General features: G+C 37.1%; 9 protein-coding genes. 3 read left to right on the forward strand and 6 right to left on the reverse strand.

The window, feature by feature from the left end; all coding sequences use genetic code 11:
• Positions 1-126 precede the first annotated feature (126 nt).
• From B2R82_RS20550 to B2R82_RS20575, 6 genes are read right to left on the reverse strand one after another with little or no spacing between them, the layout of a single operon-like run.
• Positions 127-9,015 (reverse strand): non-ribosomal peptide synthetase, encoded by an 8,889-nt coding sequence (locus B2R82_RS20550; RefSeq protein WP_286926768.1) that lies wholly within the window; start codon positions 9,013-9,015, stop codon positions 127-129.
• A gap of 11 nt (positions 9,016-9,026) precedes the next feature.
• The gene (locus B2R82_RS20555) at positions 9,027-10,646 is read right to left on the reverse strand and encodes a (2,3-dihydroxybenzoyl)adenylate synthase (protein ID WP_286926769.1); all 1,620 of its coding nucleotides are present in this window, start codon (positions 10,644-10,646) and stop codon (positions 9,027-9,029) included.
• The gene (locus tag B2R82_RS20560) at positions 10,594-11,649 is read right to left on the reverse strand and encodes a methyltransferase (protein ID WP_286926771.1); all 1,056 of its coding nucleotides are present in this window, start codon (positions 11,647-11,649) and stop codon (positions 10,594-10,596) included. The genes B2R82_RS20555 and B2R82_RS20560 overlap by 53 nt, the downstream gene beginning before the upstream one ends.
• A gap of 1 nt (position 11,650) precedes the next feature.
• Complete coding sequence (locus B2R82_RS20565; RefSeq protein WP_286926773.1) at positions 11,651-12,733, reverse strand: saccharopine dehydrogenase NADP-binding domain-containing protein; 1,083 nt, start codon at positions 12,731-12,733, stop codon at positions 11,651-11,653.
• A complete protein-coding gene (locus tag B2R82_RS20570; protein WP_286926775.1) occupies positions 12,726-17,039 on the reverse strand; it encodes an amino acid adenylation domain-containing protein in 4,314 nt (1,437 codons plus the stop codon). Before B2R82_RS20570 ends, B2R82_RS20565 begins: the two co-directional genes overlap by 8 nt.
• Positions 17,040-17,078: 39 nt before the next feature.
• Positions 17,079-17,777 (reverse strand): VOC family protein, encoded by a 699-nt coding sequence (locus B2R82_RS20575; protein WP_286926776.1) that lies wholly within the window; start codon positions 17,775-17,777, stop codon positions 17,079-17,081.
• Positions 17,778-18,059: 282 nt separating this feature from the next.
• Here B2R82_RS20575 and B2R82_RS20580 point away from each other — a divergent pair, with 282 nt between their 5' ends.
• From B2R82_RS20580 to B2R82_RS20590, 3 genes are read left to right on the forward strand one after another with little or no spacing between them, the layout of a single operon-like run.
• Positions 18,060-18,647, forward strand: a complete 588-nt coding sequence (locus B2R82_RS20580) for an MptD family putative ECF transporter S component (RefSeq protein ID WP_286926778.1) — start codon at positions 18,060-18,062, stop codon at positions 18,645-18,647.
• Positions 18,647-19,354 (forward strand): energy-coupling factor transporter transmembrane component T, encoded by a 708-nt coding sequence (locus B2R82_RS20585; protein ID WP_286926779.1) that lies wholly within the window; start codon positions 18,647-18,649, stop codon positions 19,352-19,354. The genes B2R82_RS20580 and B2R82_RS20585 overlap by 1 nt, the downstream gene beginning before the upstream one ends.
• Complete coding sequence (locus B2R82_RS20590; protein WP_286926780.1) at positions 19,351-20,775, forward strand: energy-coupling factor ABC transporter ATP-binding protein; 1,425 nt, start codon at positions 19,351-19,353, stop codon at positions 20,773-20,775. The genes B2R82_RS20585 and B2R82_RS20590 overlap by 4 nt, the downstream gene beginning before the upstream one ends.
• Position 20,776: the final 1 nt, after the last annotated feature.

Genomic DNA, 20,776 nt, shown 5'->3' on the forward strand with positions numbered 1-20,776 from the left:
TTTATCTAGTTTTTATTAATCGAATAGATGACACGGTGGTGCCACTGCAAAAATGGCACCACTGCACATTTTGTTTAGAGCTAGTAAATATTCAAATAAAAAATACCTTCTTCTCTATGCAACATTTTATAATGTACCAATAACATGTGCTTCTTCCTTATTCTGATCATTCTTCTGTGCAACGAGATGTGCAGCCATTCCTTCAATGGTAGGATGTAAAAATAATTTCTCTAACGTTAAGGTATACCCTAGTTCACTAAGACGATTAATAAATCTAATTGCTTTAAGCGAGTCACCACCATGCTCAAAGAAGTTATCATTCACACTGCTATACGCTGTTTCCAAAATTTCTTTCCAAGCTTGAACAATAGTTTGCTCTTCTGGAGTTACTGCTTGTCTCCCCAGTTCTACAAGCTCAGTTTGGTAAGAAATTTTATAGTGTGCTAGCTGCTTGCGGTTAATTTTTCCGTTTGCTGTTATTGGGAAGGATTCATGAACGAAATAATCATCTGGACACATATATTTAGGAAGAGTATGCTTTACCTCTTCTTTAAATTGAACAAGGTCTAATCTTTGAATCTTAGAAGGTCCTTCTACCATCATGATATGTTCACCAAACCATTTAACATCATCTCGCGGCCACTCCAATAAATAGTTAAAGCCTTCATCTTTCCATAATTGTTGCCAAGTCTCGCAATGAAGTAACGGTAATTTCTCTACCTTTCTAGCATCAGCAAGTTGTTGATAGCCTTCTTCATAAAATGCCACGGTAATTAGTAATAGTGCATTATTCTTTACATTCTCAGTTAGTATAATAAGACCATCTGGCTTTAAGAGTCGCTTTAAATAGGTCATCGTATTATTTAAATGACGACTTCTATGCAGTGTATTTTCAGCAATGATTAGATCATAGGTATGAAGATCCATATCCTGATTATCAGGTGGGAGATTAACATCATATTGCTTAAATTTAATATGCTCATGAGTTGTCGCCGCCTTTTTACGATGTAGAAAATCAGATGATTCATCGGCATAGGTATATTGACCAAAGCTTCTAAAATGCTGTGCAAATTGATGACTACCCTGACCTGTTCTTGTGCCAAGCTCCAAGACATTTAGTCCTTGTTCTTCATTAGATTTTGATAATATACTTATCATATTATTCACTAAATCCTGTGTATATTGACTCCATAAATTATAGTGACCTAATTGTTCAGGTGTTAAGAATCCCTGAGAATCTACTAAATAATTCTTTGCTAGCTGCTCGCCTTTTAGAATGGCAAGTCTGGCCTCTTGAGAAGCGATTAGCTGCTCCTTTAATTGCTGGAATATCGGCTGTGTTTCACCAAGATGACAATCATTTAATTTATTATTCATATATTGTAAAGCGTCTTCTTTACTGAAATTAATGATATAACTAGCCTGTTTCATCTCTATAAAACCATATTCGACTAGATAATCTAGCCAATGCCCGATTAACGATTCATACGTATTCGCAACAGCTCCTATTATTTCTGCTTTCATCAATACTTGACCCTGATTTTTAAAGATGTTCAATACAGATAAATCTAAAAACATCATACCGACACTAAGCCACTCAATTGCTGCTGTATAATCGGAAAGTTCAGCCATATGAAGGGTTGGCTTCATGTGCTCTAATTCATTTTTTATTGTCTCAAGACTGATAGAAAGCTTCGTATCTGTTGTCATTGTTTCAACTAGATTATGCTGAATGCCCTTATGAAGCTTTAGATGGCCGATTAACTTATTATCCTGCATGATGACAGCAGCCTGCTGTACAATCGGAAGCTTGCATAAATTGGCTTCAATATCCCCTAATTCTACTCTGTGACCATTCATTTTAATTTGCTGATCTTCACGACCTAAAAATTCAATATTACCATCAGGAAGATATCTGGCTAGATCTCCCGTTTTGTAAATCCTAGCTCCTGTTATTGGATGGTATATAAAATGGGCATTCGTTCTCTCCTGATCATTACAATATCCTGTTGATAAACCGATACCACCAATATACAAATCACCTTTTACCCAAACAGGACTATCCTCATAATTGGCATTCAATACATACAACTGCTGATGTGAAAGTGATTTCCCATATGGAATGCTCTTCCATGAATCTTCTATCATTTCTACCATAAAATAGTTGGACCAAATGGAGCATTCTGTTGCTCCCCCTAGACTGACAACTTGCGTATCTTTGAAAATAGTTTTTATTTTTTTTGGAAGGGTTAATGGTATCCAATCACCACTTAATAGCACCCATCTTAAAGAATGACCCTGCTCTGCAATAGTCGTAGCTGTTTGATGGTAATTCACAAACATTTCCATAAAGGTTGGTACTGTGTTCCAGATCGTAATGTGATGTTTATGCATTACCTCTAACCAATGCTCAGGGTCCTTTTGCCTCTGCACTTCAGGTATGACCACTGCCCCACCTGCAGCGAGTAAGCCAAATGCATCGTACACTGATAAATCAAAAGTAAAATTCGATAAAGCTATACTACGGTCAGAAGATGTTACTTCAAAACGCTTGTTTATATCTAAAATGGTATTCACCACACTACGATGAGTAATTTCAACCCCCTTAGGCTTGCCTGTAGAGCCTGATGTGAAAATAATATAAGCTAAATCATCAGGTAATACTGTGCGAAGGGTTGTCATTTTCTCTGACCGAGTTTCAATAAGTGACTCAACTGTATAAATGTTTAAACTTAAATGGCTGAATCGACTATATAAAGACTGTGTAGTAATAATTGTTTGGATATGTGCTTGCTGGATAATCTGCTGTAGTCGTTCTAAAGGTGTATCCACATCTACGGGCAAATATGCTGAACCTGCTCTCATAATTCCTAGTGCTGTAACAATTTGCTGCCATCCCTTTTCCATTAATATAACGATAGTCTGAGGTGGCTCTGTACGAATAGCTGATGCTAAATTTTTTGACATTTCACCTAATTCTTTATAGGTAACTGTCTTCGTTGCATCAATAATTGCTGGATTCGCTGCAAATGTATGCCATTGTTTTTCTATTAGACTGACAAGCGTTTCTTCCGATGTTGGTATTATGGCGGCCTCATGAATGATCTCCCGTTGTTTTGCATCTGGTAGGCGAATAACAGTAGATATCTGTTGCCACGCTGTCATCCCCTGACTTAGTTGATCTAAAAGCTGTAGATACACATCAAACATTTCAGCCAATAAACCTGAAGGGAATAATTCCTCTACACCATCCCAGGATAGGATGAGCTCACCATCTTGCTCGAATACTTGATGATCCAACCAAACTTGTGGTGTTTGTGATGCTCCATAAATAATTTTTCCTAAATAAGAAATATCCTCTAAATGATCCTTATTCACGCCAATGCCACTAGTAAAGACGATCGGCATCACAATATTGTTAAAATGGTTCTTGTCCTTTCGCAGCATTCGCTCGACTTCCACACCACTCACAAGCGTATGTTCAAGATCCTGCAATAATTGCTTTTGCACATCCTGACAGCGCATAATGAAATTACTATTGTGACGATGATCTATTTCAATCAATACTAAAGAAGTAAAATCTCCTACTAACTTATGAACATCTTCGTGTAAAGGTAGACGGTTAAAATGCGTTAAATTTAATGTAAAATGCTGATGACGGCTATATCTGCCTAATACCTCTGCATAGGCTGCCATAATAATTGTAGAAGGCGTCAAATGAAGTTGATGAGCCATTTGTTTCATAGCACCCCATTTATCCTTCGTTAAAATTGCCTGATAGCGTGTAAATCTTTGTTCTTTGATTTCATTTGGCTGCTTCGCTAGCGGTAGCTCTGGGGCAGGCGGTAGCTTTTGAACACGGTCTTCCCAATAATTCATATCATTTTTATACTGAGTGGAATTTTTTAAATCCGCCAGTGCAATAGCATAATCTCTAAAGCTGATATTGATGGTAGGTAAATTTTGAGTCGGCGTATAAGATAATTTATACCACTCATCAAATAGCAGAAAAATGCTATAGCCATCAAATACGGTATTGTCAAAGCTAACATGTAATCGTGTTGTCTGATCTGGACTTAAGCTTGCCTCAATATCAAATAATGGCCATTTGCTAACATCAAACCTACGCTGGGACATTTGACTTCTAGTTGCTTGTACTCCATTAGTAAAAGCTAAATGATCCTCATTCCTGTAATCATTAATGTGAATTTTATAAGCTGATACATCCTTCAAAATTTGCTGAGACAATCCATTATTCAATACAACCACTCGCATGACATCATGACGCTGAATTAATTGATTCCAAGCCGCATTTACTGCCTCCATATCCAGTTCGCCACATTCAAGCTCAAAATAACAATGAGCTGACACATCACTTAAGTCATATACACTATTTCTTCCGAGCCAATAGGATTGTTGAATATCCGTTAATGGGAATGGCTCATATAGATGGGTTGTATCACTTTCTATATTTGCAAAAGATGTAGCCATTTTTCCCTCTGTTTCAGCCATTGTTTGCTCAGCAATATAATGAGTAAAATCACTAAACTTTGGATATTTAAAAATTGCCTCTAAGGAAGTGGGTACATTCAATTTTTTCTGTAATTGACTATTAAGTTGTGTGGCAATTAATGAATCTCCACCAAGTTGATAGAAATTATCGTCTAGGGAAATATGCGATTTCTCTAATACCTCTTTCCAAACATTTGCAATTTTTTGCTCCATAGTCGTCATTGAACGTGTTGGTTCTGCCTGCTCCCGAGCCTCTATATCAATGCTGGCAAGTAATAGCTTACGATTTAGTTTCCCATTATTCGTTAAAGGCATTTTGCGAAGTAAGGTTATATGTCTAGGAATCATATAATCTGGCAATTGCTCTCTAGCATAGTCCTCTAGCTTTCTCTGATTCATTTGTTTTTTCACAGGAGATGACTGAGCAATAAAAATATGGTGCGCATATAGGTGTGGATGATTCACCACATTTACATTTGAAAAACCAGCTTTTTTAAAGACCTCTAGCCATTGAGTATCCGCTAATAATGGCTGACAAATTTCTTTTCTTTCATCTTCAAATTGTGTAAATCCTTGTTCCTCAAAGCCTGTTGTAATGAGCTGCAGACTACTATTCATCGTGTTTTCAGTAGTGATCATCAAGCCATCCACATCTAAAAGCTGCTCAATAAAAGGCATCGTTTCTAGTAAATTTTTTATTCTGTGTAGTGAATTATTGGCAATTATCAGGTCATATTTATGGCATGTATAGCCTTGTAAAATAGGGTCAATTTCTATATCTAAAGTAGCAAATTCTATCTGGTCTGAAAGAATGGAATCGAATTTATCTTTAAAATACATAGAAGCATCCGTGATTGTATAATGATAATCAACACCTGCCAATTGCTGAATGATAGCTTCTGTAAATGTGCTACTTCTCGCTCCAAGCTCTAAAATGTGTATTGGCTTTTTCTTAGCTGTACTAATCCTATTAATAATGGTTGCTACTAGACGATGACTTTCTATAGCCCCTGGTTCTTCACATATCACCTCCATCGGTGATAATGCATTTTCAGAAAATAATAAAGAAGCTGGTGATATTTTTCCTGTTAGTAGTGCTTGCCCATTCTCAATAAAGGAAGTACTGAATTTCATCATATTCGGGTAATGTGCGAGAGGAGGTAGCTGACAGGTTGCTAAATCCATCTTATTTGTATAGGTGATATGATCTATAGTCGCTACTACATGTAGCTGATGTAGTAAACTAAACCATTGGAAAATAAGCTCATAATATCTCGTATCTACCTGCTTTTCTTCTATTAGTTGTTTAATATTGTAGCTTTCTCCTTTATTCATAGGAAAGTCCATTTGCTGTAGAATCGATGTTATCCCATAGCAAGTTAATTGATCGATTTCTTGCATAAATTTCTGCATTGCTTCTGAATAATCAAAGTCACTAGCGTCTGAATTTTGAGAAACTAATTCTAACACGCTTCTAATAAGTCTAGGAATGTTGGAAGATGTCGTCTGAAAATCAAAAAGATCACCAACATCCTCAGCTGTGATAAAAGCATGAAGTTGATTTCCGTTTTTTTGTTTAGTGGCGAGAACTACCGCATCTTTAATACACGATTTATTTTTCAGGCTTCTTTCAATCTCACCTAATTCAATCCGATGTCGGTTAACCTTGACCTGTTCATCTTTTCGACCTAAAAATAATAAAACGCCATCATCTACATACTTGCCATAATCCCCTGTTCGATACCATCTTTGTCCATCAATAGAGATAAACTGGTTATTCGTTTGCTGGCTATTTCCCTTATAGCCCTCAGCAATACTGTTACCGCCAATCCATAGTTCACCTGCAACTTGGTTTGGACAATCCTCGCCTCTTTCATTGACGACACGATACTGCTGATTTGGTAACGGGAACCCATATGGAATACTCGGATATTTATGAACAGTATCATCCGTTACTTTAAAATAATTAGACCATATCCCACCTTCAGTGGCTCCACCCATGGCTATCAAGGTACCATGAGGCGTTTTTAATGGTATCTGCTGTACTAAATCTGGTTTAATCCAATCTCCAGATAAATAAATATGCCTAATTGATGGGAGGCTTTTCTCCTCATGCTCTAGCTCTGCACATAACATCTCAAATAAAATAGGTACAGAATTCCATAATGTAACACCAAATTCTTTAATGTAGTGTACCCATTTATCTGCACGTCGCACTTCCTCTTCACTTAGTAATATGAGCTTGCCACCAACAGCCAACAAGCCAAACATATCATAGACTGATAAATCAAATTCAGTTGCAGATACAGCTAATACACAATCTTCACCATTGATTTGATTAAGCTGATTGACAGCATAAATGGTATTCCATGCAGCTTCATGCGTCATCTCTACACCTTTTGGCACACCCGTTGAGCCAGAGGTGAAAATAATGTAAGCAAGAGAGGCTGCATCATAGATGATTTCAGAACATTGCTCGCATCGTTCTGCATCTTCAACAGATAAATACGAAACGCCACTGTCATCATCTAGGTGAGGTTGGTCTGTTACAATAAACCGGATATCCGCTGCTTCATAAATTTTTCTTCTTCGAGACAATGGCTGCTTTAGACCAATTGGTACATACACTCCTCCTGCGGCTAAAATCCCTAAAATTGTCGCAATCTGAGAAATGCCTCGTTCCATTAATAGTCCAATTGCCTCCCCTTTTCGGATACCGTTTAGGTGTAAATATTGAGCAATGCGTCGTGCCTTTTCCTGTAAAGCACCATAAGTGATGGATGTCTGTAGCGCAGGAAATATCAATGCTTGCTCATTAGGGATTTGTTGAGCTTGTGTAAAAAATGGCGCATGTAGGCAAGTTGGCACTACTGTCATTTCCGACTGAACATTTTTTCTAATCGCTAATTGCTCTGTTATCGGAATATGGAGTGGCATCGACCAATCATCCCTATTAGCAACACTATCCACTGTTTGTTTAAAGCTTGTAAACATTTCATCAAGGACCTGTGGCTTAAATACATCATCAATACTATCCCAAATTAACAGTAAGCCACCATCCTGCTCAAACACTTGGAAATCCAACCAAACCTGTGGTGTTTGGGAAATCATATAATGGATATCGCCAAATACTGATTTAAACTCTTCATTCAATAAAGGCGATCCGATATTACAGGAAAAAACAACAGGGGCAATTTGTTGTTCACTGTTATGCAGACGCACATAATCCCTTTGCACATCCACACCAGAGTAGGCTGTATATTTCATATCTGTATGAAATTGGTTTTGAATGGTTTGCATATCCTGTAAAAATGTTCGTTGTTCCTGTAAATCAACCTCCACTAAAAGAATTGTTGTAAAATCAGCCACCACTTCTTCAATCGTATGATTTGTTGTTGATTGCCGATTAAATAATGGGAGATTGATCAGAAAATGATTATTTTCGCTCCATTTATTAAGAATTAGACTATAGATGGTTAGTAGCGTCATAGCAGGAGTGACACCTGATCTTGCTGATGTATATTTTAGTTTTTCCCATAGCTCCGCTCGTAAAAAATAAGAGCGTCGATAAAATGTTGCATCTATTTCAGACTTATTCGAGACTGGTAATTGAGGCTTTGTGGGTAGCGTTTCAAGCCTGTTTGTCCAATAGGCCATTGCCTCTTGTCTCTCCTGTTGATTTTCTTCGTTTTTTTCCGCCAAATATGTAGCAAAATTCCATTCGAGAGGCGCTTGGGGCTCCGCATTGCGATTATACAATGCAGCTAAATCCCTTAATAGTATTTGATAGCTTTGGACATCTGCTACTAATAGGTCTATATCGAAAAACATACGGCCTTTATTTTCTGGTAATAAAGTGATTTGTAATTCAGCCACTTGCCCCTCGTCAATCTTTAGTAGTCTATGAGAAGTTTGCGTTCGTATTTCCTCTAAATGGTGTTTGATTTGCTGCTCATCCGCCATTCGATAATCATGAACGATTAAGGGCTTTACCTGTGTTTGCTTAACAATAAATTGTTGCCCATCTGCTGTAAAACAGGATCTCAGCATTGGATGATGCTCCTGTAGCCTCTTCCAAGAAGCTGCTAATCTGTCTGTATCAATCTGTTCCACATTAATTTCTAAATAGCCATGACAGCCTACATTGCCTAGATACTGTCCATCGTATCTACCAACCCAATAGGCATGCTGAACTTCGGTTAACGGGAAGGGCTTATACATATCCACATACTTTTGGTTCTGCATATGAGGTAACTGTTCCTCAGAAATTGCCTCCTCTAACAATAATCGTTGCCAATCCTTTAAATAGGGGTTTTTTACCAACTGCTCAAAAGTCAATCGATAACCAAGTTTTTTACTTACGTTAATAAGCTTCATCATTTCAATAGATGAAAGGCCCATATGTAGTAGGTTTGCATCGTCCGTTATTTGCTCACCAGGATTCAACATATTGCATACTTCATCTCTAAATGCTTGCCATTTTAATAAAACCTCTGTCTCCATTGAAATTCCTCCTAAGCTAGATATTGTGCGACTAATTTTTTCTTATCGGATTTACCTACATTAATATAAGGAATAGACTCTACATATACTAATTGATCAGGAAGTTTAGTATTTGCTACACCGTTCTCTATCATAAATTGGCAAAGCTCCGTTAACGAAAGCTCCTTATCTTTTTTTACAACAAATGCACAGATTCGTTCCCCTAATTCCTGATCAGCAACACCTACAACGGAAGCATCCACGATATCATCATGCTCAAGAAGATAGCTTTCAATTTCACTCGGGATTACGTTTTCCCCAGCTCGATTAATCTGCTCCTTCACTCTTCCAAGAATTTGAATATTCCCCTCCTCTGTTATACGTGCTTTATCTCCTGTTTTAAAAAAACCATCTGACGTAAAGCTTAACTGATTTATTTCTGGTAACTTATAATAACCAAAGAAAGTGTAGGGGCCTTTTTGAATCAGCTCCCCTGCTTCCCCCTGGACAACCTCAGTGCCGTTCTCATCAACAATTTTAAATTCATCCCCTTTTGAGATCGGCTTACCTTGACATGAAATAATCGTGTCAATATCATCATCTGGTGAAGTGAAGCAAGTAATGCCTTCTCCTAGACCATAACCCTGAATTAGCTGACATTGAAATTGTGTCATCAATTGGAGAGCCAATTGCTTCTCTAGCTTAGCAGCTCCTAATAAAATATAGTCAAGGGAAGATACATCAGCATGCTCCTCCAAAGCGAGAGACTCTACCCATAAATTTGCTATAACAGGTACGATAGAGGTAAAGGTAACTCGCTCTTTTTCAATCCATTCTAGTGCTTCATCAAATGTACTCGTTGAGCTTAATACAACCTTACCACCTTTACTTAAAGTCCCTAGAACTCCTGGTGAACAAAGCGGATAATCATGTGCAATGGATAGTACCGCAAGATAAGTACTATTTTCTGTCACCTGACAACGGTCTGCTGCTGCTTTTGCATTACATAAGTAAGCAGTATGTAATTTGGGAATGACCTTTGGCGTTCCTGTAGTACCTCCTGATAGTAAAAATAAAGCAATGTCTTGATAAGAGGATTGATGCTCCATGAGGTCATCCTTCTGTGCAGAGAACTGGTTTTCTAAATCTCCCAATGAAATACATATACCGTTCGGTTCATCTGTAATGATTAAGGAAATACTTGGCTGTTTCATTGCTACCTTTTTAGCCATAGATTGATAGTCATAGCCATGGAATGTGGATGGTATAATGATTGCCACAGGCTCTGTTAGGTTAGCAATATTGGTAATATCTTTTTCTCGGTGTGTCGGCAATAATAATATAGGTCTTGCCCCTATAATAAATAGTGCAAAACAAGCCTTTACAAAGAATATATTATTTGGTAATTGTAGAAGTACATTGTCCCCCCTCTTAATACCTTTTGCTAGTAATCCCTGTCCTAAGAAGTTAGCTGATTGATACAGCTCCTCATAAGTTAATGATCCTGTTTGATCAACAAGGGCTACCTTATTCTTGTAAAGAGTTGCCCAATTTTTTAAGGCATCTGCAAGTGACAATGGTTCCAAATAGCCCTCTTTCTCATAATGCACCAAAAATTTCGTAATCTTTTCCTCTATCTGTATGCTGTTCATCCTTTTTAACCTCCAGTATGACAATATCTGAATCCGTAAAATGTTTCCTAGCAATATATAAGTTGACCGGTTGGAGCAGTTGCTCGAACTCACTTTCAGTTCTTTCCTGGCCATTACACAATGTCCAAATATGCATATCCCCTAAAAAAGCGGGAAGTGCTTGTCTTGACACTTTTTCAGGAAGTATTTTTTCAATAATCAACAATACATTATCGTTAGCCATTACCGCTGCAATATTGCTGAGTATGACTGTAGCCTGACGATCGTCCCAATCATGGAGAATTCTTGATAAGACATACATATCCGCCTTATGCTCAAGAGGTAAAAAGAAATCTCCTTCGATGAATTGGCATCTCTTCTGTAGGCAGGATATACGAATCGTTTCCTCTGCTTCTGCTTTGATATAGTCTTTATCAAGGATGATCCCCTCCGCTAATGGAAATCCCTGTAAAAGCTGTGTTATTACATCACCAGCACCACCTCCTATATCAATAATTCTCTTAATATCAGCCACTTTTCTTGTCTGAAATAATAGCTCTAAATTTAGCTGTGAACTTGATTGACGCATCATGTCATTAAATGTACCTAAGCGATTTTGGCTCATTTCATTGATTTCAAAAAACGCCTCTCCCTCCATCAATTCAATAGGAGAAATATTATTTTTTAATCCTTCATAAAAATAGCCCCATGCTTTCATGCATATACGTCCGTTAAATAAAATCATTGCAGTCATGGAATCTTCACTATCATTTGATAATTTTTCACCTAGAGATGTTAACGAGTATTGATCATTTTCTTGATAGACGAAATCCATTGCTATCAGAACCTTCATAAATCGCTCTAATAATAAAGGAGAAAGATGAAGCTCTGTGGCCAATTGTTGATTTGTCATGCTTTTGGAAAACAAAGCATTAAAAATGCCAAGTTCAACCGCGCTATATACGATATATGAGTGAGAATAGCCCTGTATCATGTTAATGATTTTCATTTTTTCTACATCCACATTACTTCTCCCCTATAATTGAAATACATTCCATTTTTAGGAGTTGCTGCATCAACTCTTCCACATCAACTATTGATTGCGCAAAGTAACACCCTTTTTTATTTGTACCATTCCTTTCTTGCATTTGCATCGCCACACAAGCAGCTACAACTCCAGAGCCATAGTTCCAATTCACATTACTTTGTAAGTAACTTGTTTGTGTTTTACCATTTTCTTCTGTTTCAACATATATAATAAAACCCTCATGTTTATCTTGAGTATGGTAGGTCTCAATTAAACGATAAGCAGAGGCGCGCTTTTCCTCCTCAGTTTTATATAGCTGCATAGCCTTTATCATAATAAAATCACTCAGTATTTTAGATGTAGCGAAGGTATTATAAAAATAGGCATTGGCAGCTCTATATTCTTTTATACAGGCTATAAACTCTTCGTTCATCAAGGGGAGTGTGTATACTTGATGAAATGGAGCAGGTAAAAGCATTTGGCTCCCTATTCCTGAAGTTAATTTCTTTATATCCCCATTCCTGTAATAGGACATTCCATAGCCCTCCTCTTTTTCTAGGCTGGAGATAATATCATAGGCTCCTGTTTCAGAAAAGCTACCTTTACCAGCAAAATAGCAGCTAATACGTTCGACCCATTTTTGGCGTAATAAATATGCTACAAACATTTCTGTCAAGCCAGGATAGACACCGCCAGATATGGCACATGTTATAGGATTATTGTGTTTTGCAAGAGCATCCTCTATTGCCAATTTCATTGCTTTATCACCAGATACATCAATATAGGTAGTATTCGTTACTAGACAAGCTTCAGCAACTCGTGCAAGTATGAGGGAAGAGGGTCCAGCCGTATTTATAACCAAGTAGCAATTCTCACAGAAGGCTTGAATACTAGCTTCATTAAAGACATCTACTGCTTGGTATTTCATGGTCTCGGACTCTTCCCCAAACTGTTCCATAAGCTTTGCTATCTTCCGACCTCCTAGTAATAATGAAGCTGAATAATTGTTCAATAAAGTTTTAACAGCTCCCACACCAACCTGACCTGTTGCGCCAATGATTCCTAAGTATTTTTTATTCATATTGACTGATACTCCCCACTTGAATTGGTGCTAGCAGGATGTCAGCCACACGAGATGCATTGTCATCATCTTCAATACATGTAATGTGATTGCCAGCAATCGCTATTTCCTCAAAATGACCAATGCACAGGTCTTTCCAAAACTTTAATGTGTCCTGCCTATCAGTAAAAATAAAATCCATATCCTCTTCTGCCACTAAATAGCGAATATCGCCGAAGTATGCCATTGGTCGCACATTGGATCCTTTAAAGCTGTGTAAATAAATGTTATAGTATCCCTCTAGCATCTCATCTGGAATGATTTCAGCCGTTTTTTTCTCTATAGCAGCTCGATAATCCTGAAAGCGCTGTTTTCTGCTTCGTTGTGATAAATTCTTGATAAAGCGGTAAATTTCTTTAAACTCTTCTACATGTTTAAGCTCTTCAAGACTTGATGCGCTTAAACTCTTATTATGTTGATAGAAAATATGCATAATAGCTTCCATCAAATGTTGATTGGATGCACCTTTATAAACATCCTCAACAGTAATATAGAAATTCGTAATAAAGATTAATTCTAGTGCTATAGAATCCTCGATATCATATAAAACCGGCGCACTATCAATTAACGTAAAATCAATTATTTCCACACCTCTTTCCATCAGTCTTCTAGCCATTTCAAGAGCAATCAACCCACCCATGCAATAGCCAATTAATTGAACTTGCTTCACTTGTTTTGCCATAATTTGTTGTACATAATCATCTGCTAAATGATCAATTAACATGGCACTATCTAGGGCTAAATACTGGTCAATATCTTGAATAGAAATACTGATCACTGTTCCTAAATCTTGTTTTGCTAAATGCTTGTTTAAATATTTAAAGGCGTTCATTGTGCCTAATCCTGCATGAACGACAATTCGGTATGGTTCACCATGAGAGGAGGATTCCTTCTTTAATAAACCTATTGCTTGGGTATGATTTCGTTTATTTATAAGTTGATTTTCCTGCGTCTCTGTCACCGTATGTTGCATTATTTTTTGTGCAAGTAATTTAATAACTGGCTCATTTAACAATTGACGAAGAATAAAGTCAAAAGTAATTTTCTGATATTGATTTTCATTCTCAATTGACTTTTTTATTTTCCCCGCTAATTGTGATAAGGATAAGGAATCTGCTCCATAGTCATATAAATTTTTATCCACCTGAATATGTTCGATCTGAAGAATATCTTGTGCAAAATGGAGTAGTGTTCCCTCTAATTGAGTGATTACTTCTGCCTGTTGTAGGTTCTCTTCAGCTTGAACCTCCTGTACTAGCTGCTGCACCTGTTTCTTGATCAATTGGCGATCTAATTTATCATTTGCATTTAGTGTAAGCTTCGATAAAATAAATAATTTGACGGGAACCATATAAGACGGTAATAGCTGTTCAAGATAATCAATGAAATCATTACATAGTACATTGTTTGGAGCATACTCTGCTAGTTGAACGACAGCATAAAGATGCTTATTATCTAGTACGACTGCACAGGAAGCGTCTACTTGCTCATGTTTATTTAATAATGATTCAATTTCCCCTAGGTTAATAAGATTTCCACGTAACTTCACTTGATTATCAAGACGTCCGATAAATTCAATTTCTCCATTGTCCAAATATCTTCCATAGTCACCAGTTCTATAGAGCCGCTGCTGTTTAATCGTTGTAATAAATCGTTCATTTGTCATTTCAGTATTCTGATAGTAGCCTTGTGCAAGACTATCTCCCGCAATATACAGCTCTCCACGAACCCAATTCGGGCAGTCCTCATTATGTTCATCTAAAATATAAAAGCATTGGTTCGCTAACGGGTAGCCATAAGGTATAGACTCTCTCTCAAAGTCTTCTTCACTGCAAATATGATAATTGGACCAAATACCCGCTTCTGTAGCACCGCCTAGGGCAATTATGGTACTCTTTGGAAATGCAGTTGCACATTGCTTAACCATTTTTGGTGGTACCCAATCTCCTGATAACAGTATCGTTTTCATGGCATCTATTACGAATTGCTCCGTTTCATCAACAGCTAGTAGCATTTTCATTAATGCTGGCACTGTATTCCATAACGTTATCTTTTTAGTTTGCAGACATGATAACCAATAGTTTGCATCATACAAATGACCTTGTTCTGGATAGACAATCGTACCACCAGCAGTAAGCAAACCAAAGATATCATAAACTGATAGATCAAAGTTAAGCTTAGATAGGGCAAGAACACGATCATGGCTAGTAATATTAAATCGCCTATTAATATCTATAATCGTATTCATGGCTGCAGCATGAGACATGGCAACACCCTTTGGCTCTCCTGTTGAACCAGATGTAAAAATAATGTAGGCTAGTTCATCGGGATAACCCTTATAAACGTCATAGGAAATGCTTTCTCTTTGTTCTAGTAAATGAGCGGCAATGCATTGTACCTCTAGGCTTTCATAGATTGGCTGATGTTCATCCACAAGGATAGCCTTTACTTGACTTTGATCGATTATTTTCTTGATTCGACTAATCGGCTGAGCCTTATCTATCGGCACATAGACTGCTCCTAGCGATAGAATAGCCAGCACACTTGTCACTTGATAAATGGATTTTTCAGAAATGATGGCCACCTTATCCCCTTGTTTTAGCTGATGTTTTTGAAGTAGATTACCTACTGTAAACACACTATCTCTTAGTTCAGCATAAGAGTATTCCTGCTCCCCCTCGATGACTGCGATTTGTGTAGGCTGCTGACTTGCTTGTTCGAAAAAGCCTTGATGTAACAAACATTTTGCTTGGTTCAAATAGGTATTATTGACACTAGCTCTTTGTCTTGTTTGTTCATTTGGCAAGTTTACCAAAGCTGCTGATTCCCAGGCTTGATCTTCATGGACTAATTTTAATAAGGCGATTTCGAATGCGGAAAACATATCAGCTATTACGTTGGCTGGAAATATACCCTTCCTCACGTCCCAGTTCACACGCAAGCCATTGTCATCATCCATGACCTGACAATCAATAAATACTTGTGGTGTTTGACTAATACCATACTCATTCATTTTTCCGATTAATCCATTGGAATCGATAAGATTAATAGCACTGGTGAAGACAAAAGGCATTAAAGCATATGCTTGTCCTTTTTGTCTTGTTATTTCTCTCAGTACCTCTACACCCGAAAAGCTGCTATGGTCTAAATCTCGAAACATTTGCTGTTGAATCTGACGAACATGATCTATAAAAGCCATTTCAGCTCTTCTACAATCAACCTCTGTTAAATTAATAGATGTGAAATCGCCAACAATTCGGTGAACATTTGGGTGGACAGGTAATCTATTTAAAAGAATTAAATTGATGGTAAAATGCTTGTTTATGCTCCATTTCGCCAGACATTGGCTATATAAAGCGAGCAAAACACTAGTAGCGGTTTTACCTTTATTGGAAATGGAAGATTTAAATTTATCCCAAGCGGCTTTATCTAATTGAATAAAATAGCGTTCAAAGCATTTTTCATCCTGTACTAATGACAATTTAGGTAATGTCGGTGAAGGCGGAAGCGTTTGAATTCGGTTATACCAATAGTCTTTATCCTCTTGATAGTTCTTCTGGTACCTCATCTTCTCCTCTATCTTTACATACTCTTTAAAGGTGAAATCAATTGCTGGTAATATAACATCCTCATGAAAATAAAGCTCTTCAAATTCTTTTAATAAAATCCAAATACTTGCCCAATCCACAATTAAAAAATCAAAGGAAATATGCATAGTCGTGCCATGTAATCGTTGACTCAATGAAATATCAAAAAGCGGCCAGCTTTCAGGTGTATAGATTTTATGGCCCAAATGTTGCCTAATTTCCTGTAGTCGCTCCTTATCTTCGGCACCATTCCTCATTAAATCTTCAAATGCAATTTCAATGTTCGGTATGTCATCCATGACACTTTGATAGCCATTCCGATGAATGGTCGTTCGTAGCATTTCATGCCGCTCTATTAACGTCGTCCATACTTGTTTAACCTTCTCACAATCTAGTTGGTTATATTCAAGCTCCATGTAAATATGGCTGGAAACACCACCATATTCAAAGCTGTTCATGCTGCCCAGTAGATAAGCAGATTGAATAGGGGTTAATGGGAATGTGTTAGCTTGCGCTTCTTGCTCCAAAGCAGTAATTAACGCCTCTTTATTCATTTTTAGAAATCCCATCACTTCTTCAGTCATCTGATTCTTACCTGCTTTAAAATGAAGCTTTCCCTGATTCGTCCATAACTCAATTCCCTGTGCCTTTAACTGGATTATTTCTTTTTTTACTTGCATCCTATTTTCACTCCTCACCTTTTTTGTAACTATGTACCCTCAGTGTATTAAATTTGCTCCATGTAGTAATTTAGTATCAACTTTGTCTGTCAGTCCTTCAATGGTAATACCATCTATGTTAAATTTTTTAGATTCCTTAATTGTTAGCATTGCCTTATCAACTAGCAGGGTATTTAATATTTCTGCCATTTCATCTGGACAACTAATCGTCAAGGAATGAATATATTGAGAGCCGTTTGAATGCTCAATCTGCTTTGGCCTCTGAGGTGTATTATAGGCTGATACAACAAAAGGTAAATCGCAAGGGGACAGCGAAAAGAAGCCATAGGTAACAATTTCTCCTGTCGGTTTCTTTCGTCGTCCATTTAACACCTTTGATGTACTAATACCTAAATGATTGAGTTCATTTCTCACTAAATGTAAATTTTCTTGCTTTGCAATATCCTCTTCATAGCCTTCTAATGCAAAATCTATAAGCCCTTCACGCTGAATCATCCATTTCACCCAGCGCTCTCTCATCGATCTACCATAGAGAATCCCTAATGGAAATTGTATCGGAGACATAAATCGCTTCATTTCAAATAGTTCGATAAATGGCCCTTGATTGAACCAGATAAATGCATTTAGGGAGTTTTTAGGGTCTCTTCCCCATTCAACCTGAAATCCAGCTTTTTCATAATCATGGACAGCCTTTTTAATATCATGTACCCTGCACTGAATATGACTAATTTTTAACACATAAATTCAACACCTTATAAGTTATTTCAAATCCTTGAAAGTTCAGTCCACTTAATTGATAATGATTATCATTATCGACCACTAACATAGATTCTAAAATATTGTAAAAATAAATACAATAGTCTTTATTGGTTATTTTTGAAAAAATATTTTACCTAAAATAACAATTGACAATGATTCTCATTTTCAAATATACTCGACATGAGTATAACCCTAAATATTCCAAAAAAAAAGGAAATAACCTGTGATGATTATTTCTTCATTTCGAAAGGAGCTATTCACATGATAAAAAATCTCGCATTACGCACAGAAGACTTTATGACTGTAGGCATTTATACAAGCATCTATTTTGCCCTATTATTTACCATCTCGCTATTAGGGTATATCCCCATTTTCAATGCTATCTTACCAGCTCTAATTGGTATTTTTGGAGGTGTTCCCTTTATTTTATTTTTAGCAAAAACTGAGAAATTCGGCATGATTACGATGAGTGGTATTATTTGTGGATTAATCATGATGTTAATGGGCGGTAATGGCTTTTATCCTCTTCTAACAGGTCTAATTTGCGGCTTCATAGCAGACATACTTTTTATAAAGCTAAAATCAAGTACATTTTCCATGATATTATCCTTTGCTGTGTTTAGTTTATGGACAATTGGTTTATATCTCCCTATTTATCTTCATCGAACTGCTTATTTTTCTAATATTACTGTTCAATATGGTGCTGAATACGCCAATAAATTAAACAGCTATATTCCTGATTGGACACTATTTCTATTCATTGTCATGACATTTGCTACAAGTCTAATAGGAGGCTTGATTGGTACTAAATTATTAACAAAGCACTTCAAGAAATCGGGGATTGTTTAATGAAACAATGGATACAAATAGATCCACGTACTAAGCTGCTGTTGACAGTTACAATAAATATCATTACTGTAAGTGCTCCACAAAATGGCTGGTTTCTGTACATATTACCGATTCTATGGGGAATTCCGGCTATTTTGCTATTGCTATATCAGAAATACAAAATAGCCTTCTATTATTTGATTTTACTAGTATCCGTTACAACTTTTCAGTACACGGTAGCCCCTTATATACACGGTGTATTGTTCTTTCTGTCATTAGGGATTTTCTCCATTTCCCTAAGGCTACTTCCAGGTATTATGATGGGCTATTTTCTTCTATCTACAACATCTATCAGTGAACTTGTTGCAGCTTTGGAAAAACTACATATGCCAAGGGGATTCATTATTTCACTCTCAGTTATGTTCCGTTTTTTCCCAACACTAAGTTATGAATATATTTATATACAACAAGCTATGGCATTCCGAGGCTTAACAGGATTTTCAATGCTACTGCACCCAGTAAAAGCTATGGAGTATCGTCTTATTCCACTTATGGTATCAGCCTCAAAGATTGGTAATGAATTAACAATGGCATCCTTAACTCGCGGTTTATCTGCTCCTAACAAAAGAACAAATGTCAGTCAGCTTCAATTTTATCTGCAGGATTTTCTATTAATCACCACTTGTATTGTCGTTTGGCTTATTTTTATTTGGGAGGTGTTTTTATGATTCAGCTTCAAAATGTTTCCTTTCAATATCAATATCAATCGAAAAAAGCGCTAAACGCTATTGATCTAGAGATTTCAGCTGGAGAGGTTATTGTGCTCTGTGGAAAGTCGGGCTGTGGAAAAACTACGATTACTCGATTATTAAATGGCCTTATCCCCTATTACATTAATGGCGAATTACAAGGGACTATTCGGGTAGCCAATCAAGATATTCAAGCAATGGAAATTCACGAAATTTCAAAGCTTACAGGCTCGGTTTTTCAAAATCCTAAAACCCAATTTTACAATATCGATACTGACAGTGAGCTAGTTTTTACAGTAGAAAACTTTGGCTTGCCCTCTGATGAAATACTAAATAGAAAAGCTATGATGGTAGAACAGTTTGAACTACAGCCACTTTTACAAAGAAATTTATTCCATCTTTCAGGTGGAGAAAAACAACGAATAGCCTGTGCATCAGTTGCCATACATAATCCTCCCATCATTATTCTAGATGAACCAACCGCAAATTTAGATAATGAGGCAACAGCTCAGCTTGGGGAAATGATTGCTTTTTGGAAAAGTCAGGGGAAAACGATCGTTATTTCTGAACATCGACTTCATTACTTACAGAATCTTGCTGATCGATTTGTTTATTTGGAGGACGGGGAAATTAAGCATATTTTTACCCAGAAGGAGATGCTCACTATGTCAAATGAAGCACTTTATCAATTAGGGCTTCGAGCGATTCATCTTGAGGAATTGATGCCTCAACATGATCGTTTGTTGGATCAAGGAGCACGTTTTAAATTGGAGACACTCTCTTATTTCAATCATGATTTTCAGCTAAAAATTGAAGGGTTTGTCCTTCCATTCCCTGCTATCATGGCTATTACTGGTCACAATGGTGCTGGGAAATCGACATTCGCTAAATCCCTGACAGGTCTCAACCGAAAAGCCTCCCCTACCTTTCACATCAATAATGTGAAATTTAGAAAAAAGCAATGCCTTCAGGCTAGTAGCATGGTTATGCAGGACGTACATCACCAGCTTTTTACAGAAAGCGTGCTAGCAGAAATCTTACTCTCTATGCCAGAGCCAAATGAAGAGCTAGCATTAGATCTACTGGCTTTACTGGGTGCCTCTGAATTAAAAGACGCACATCCACTGGCTTTATCAGGTGGGGAGAAACAGCGTGTAGCCATTCTTTCTGCAATTGCCGCAGATAAACAAGTGATGATTATGGATGAACCAACGAGCGGACTTGATTATCATCATATGAGAAAATTTGCAAATTGCATGAATATTTTGCGTAACCAAAATAAGCTTGTGTTCATTATCACACATGATCCTGAGATGATTGCACTTTGCTGTGACGGAACCATTGAATTATCGCAGGGCATGATGAAGGACATTACATTATTTAACAAACAAAGGGTGTGAA

The organism is Lysinibacillus sp. UBA6686 (genome assembly GCF_002455205.1).
Classification (GTDB): domain Bacteria; phylum Bacillota; class Bacilli; order Bacillales_A; family Planococcaceae; genus Lysinibacillus; species Lysinibacillus pakistanensis.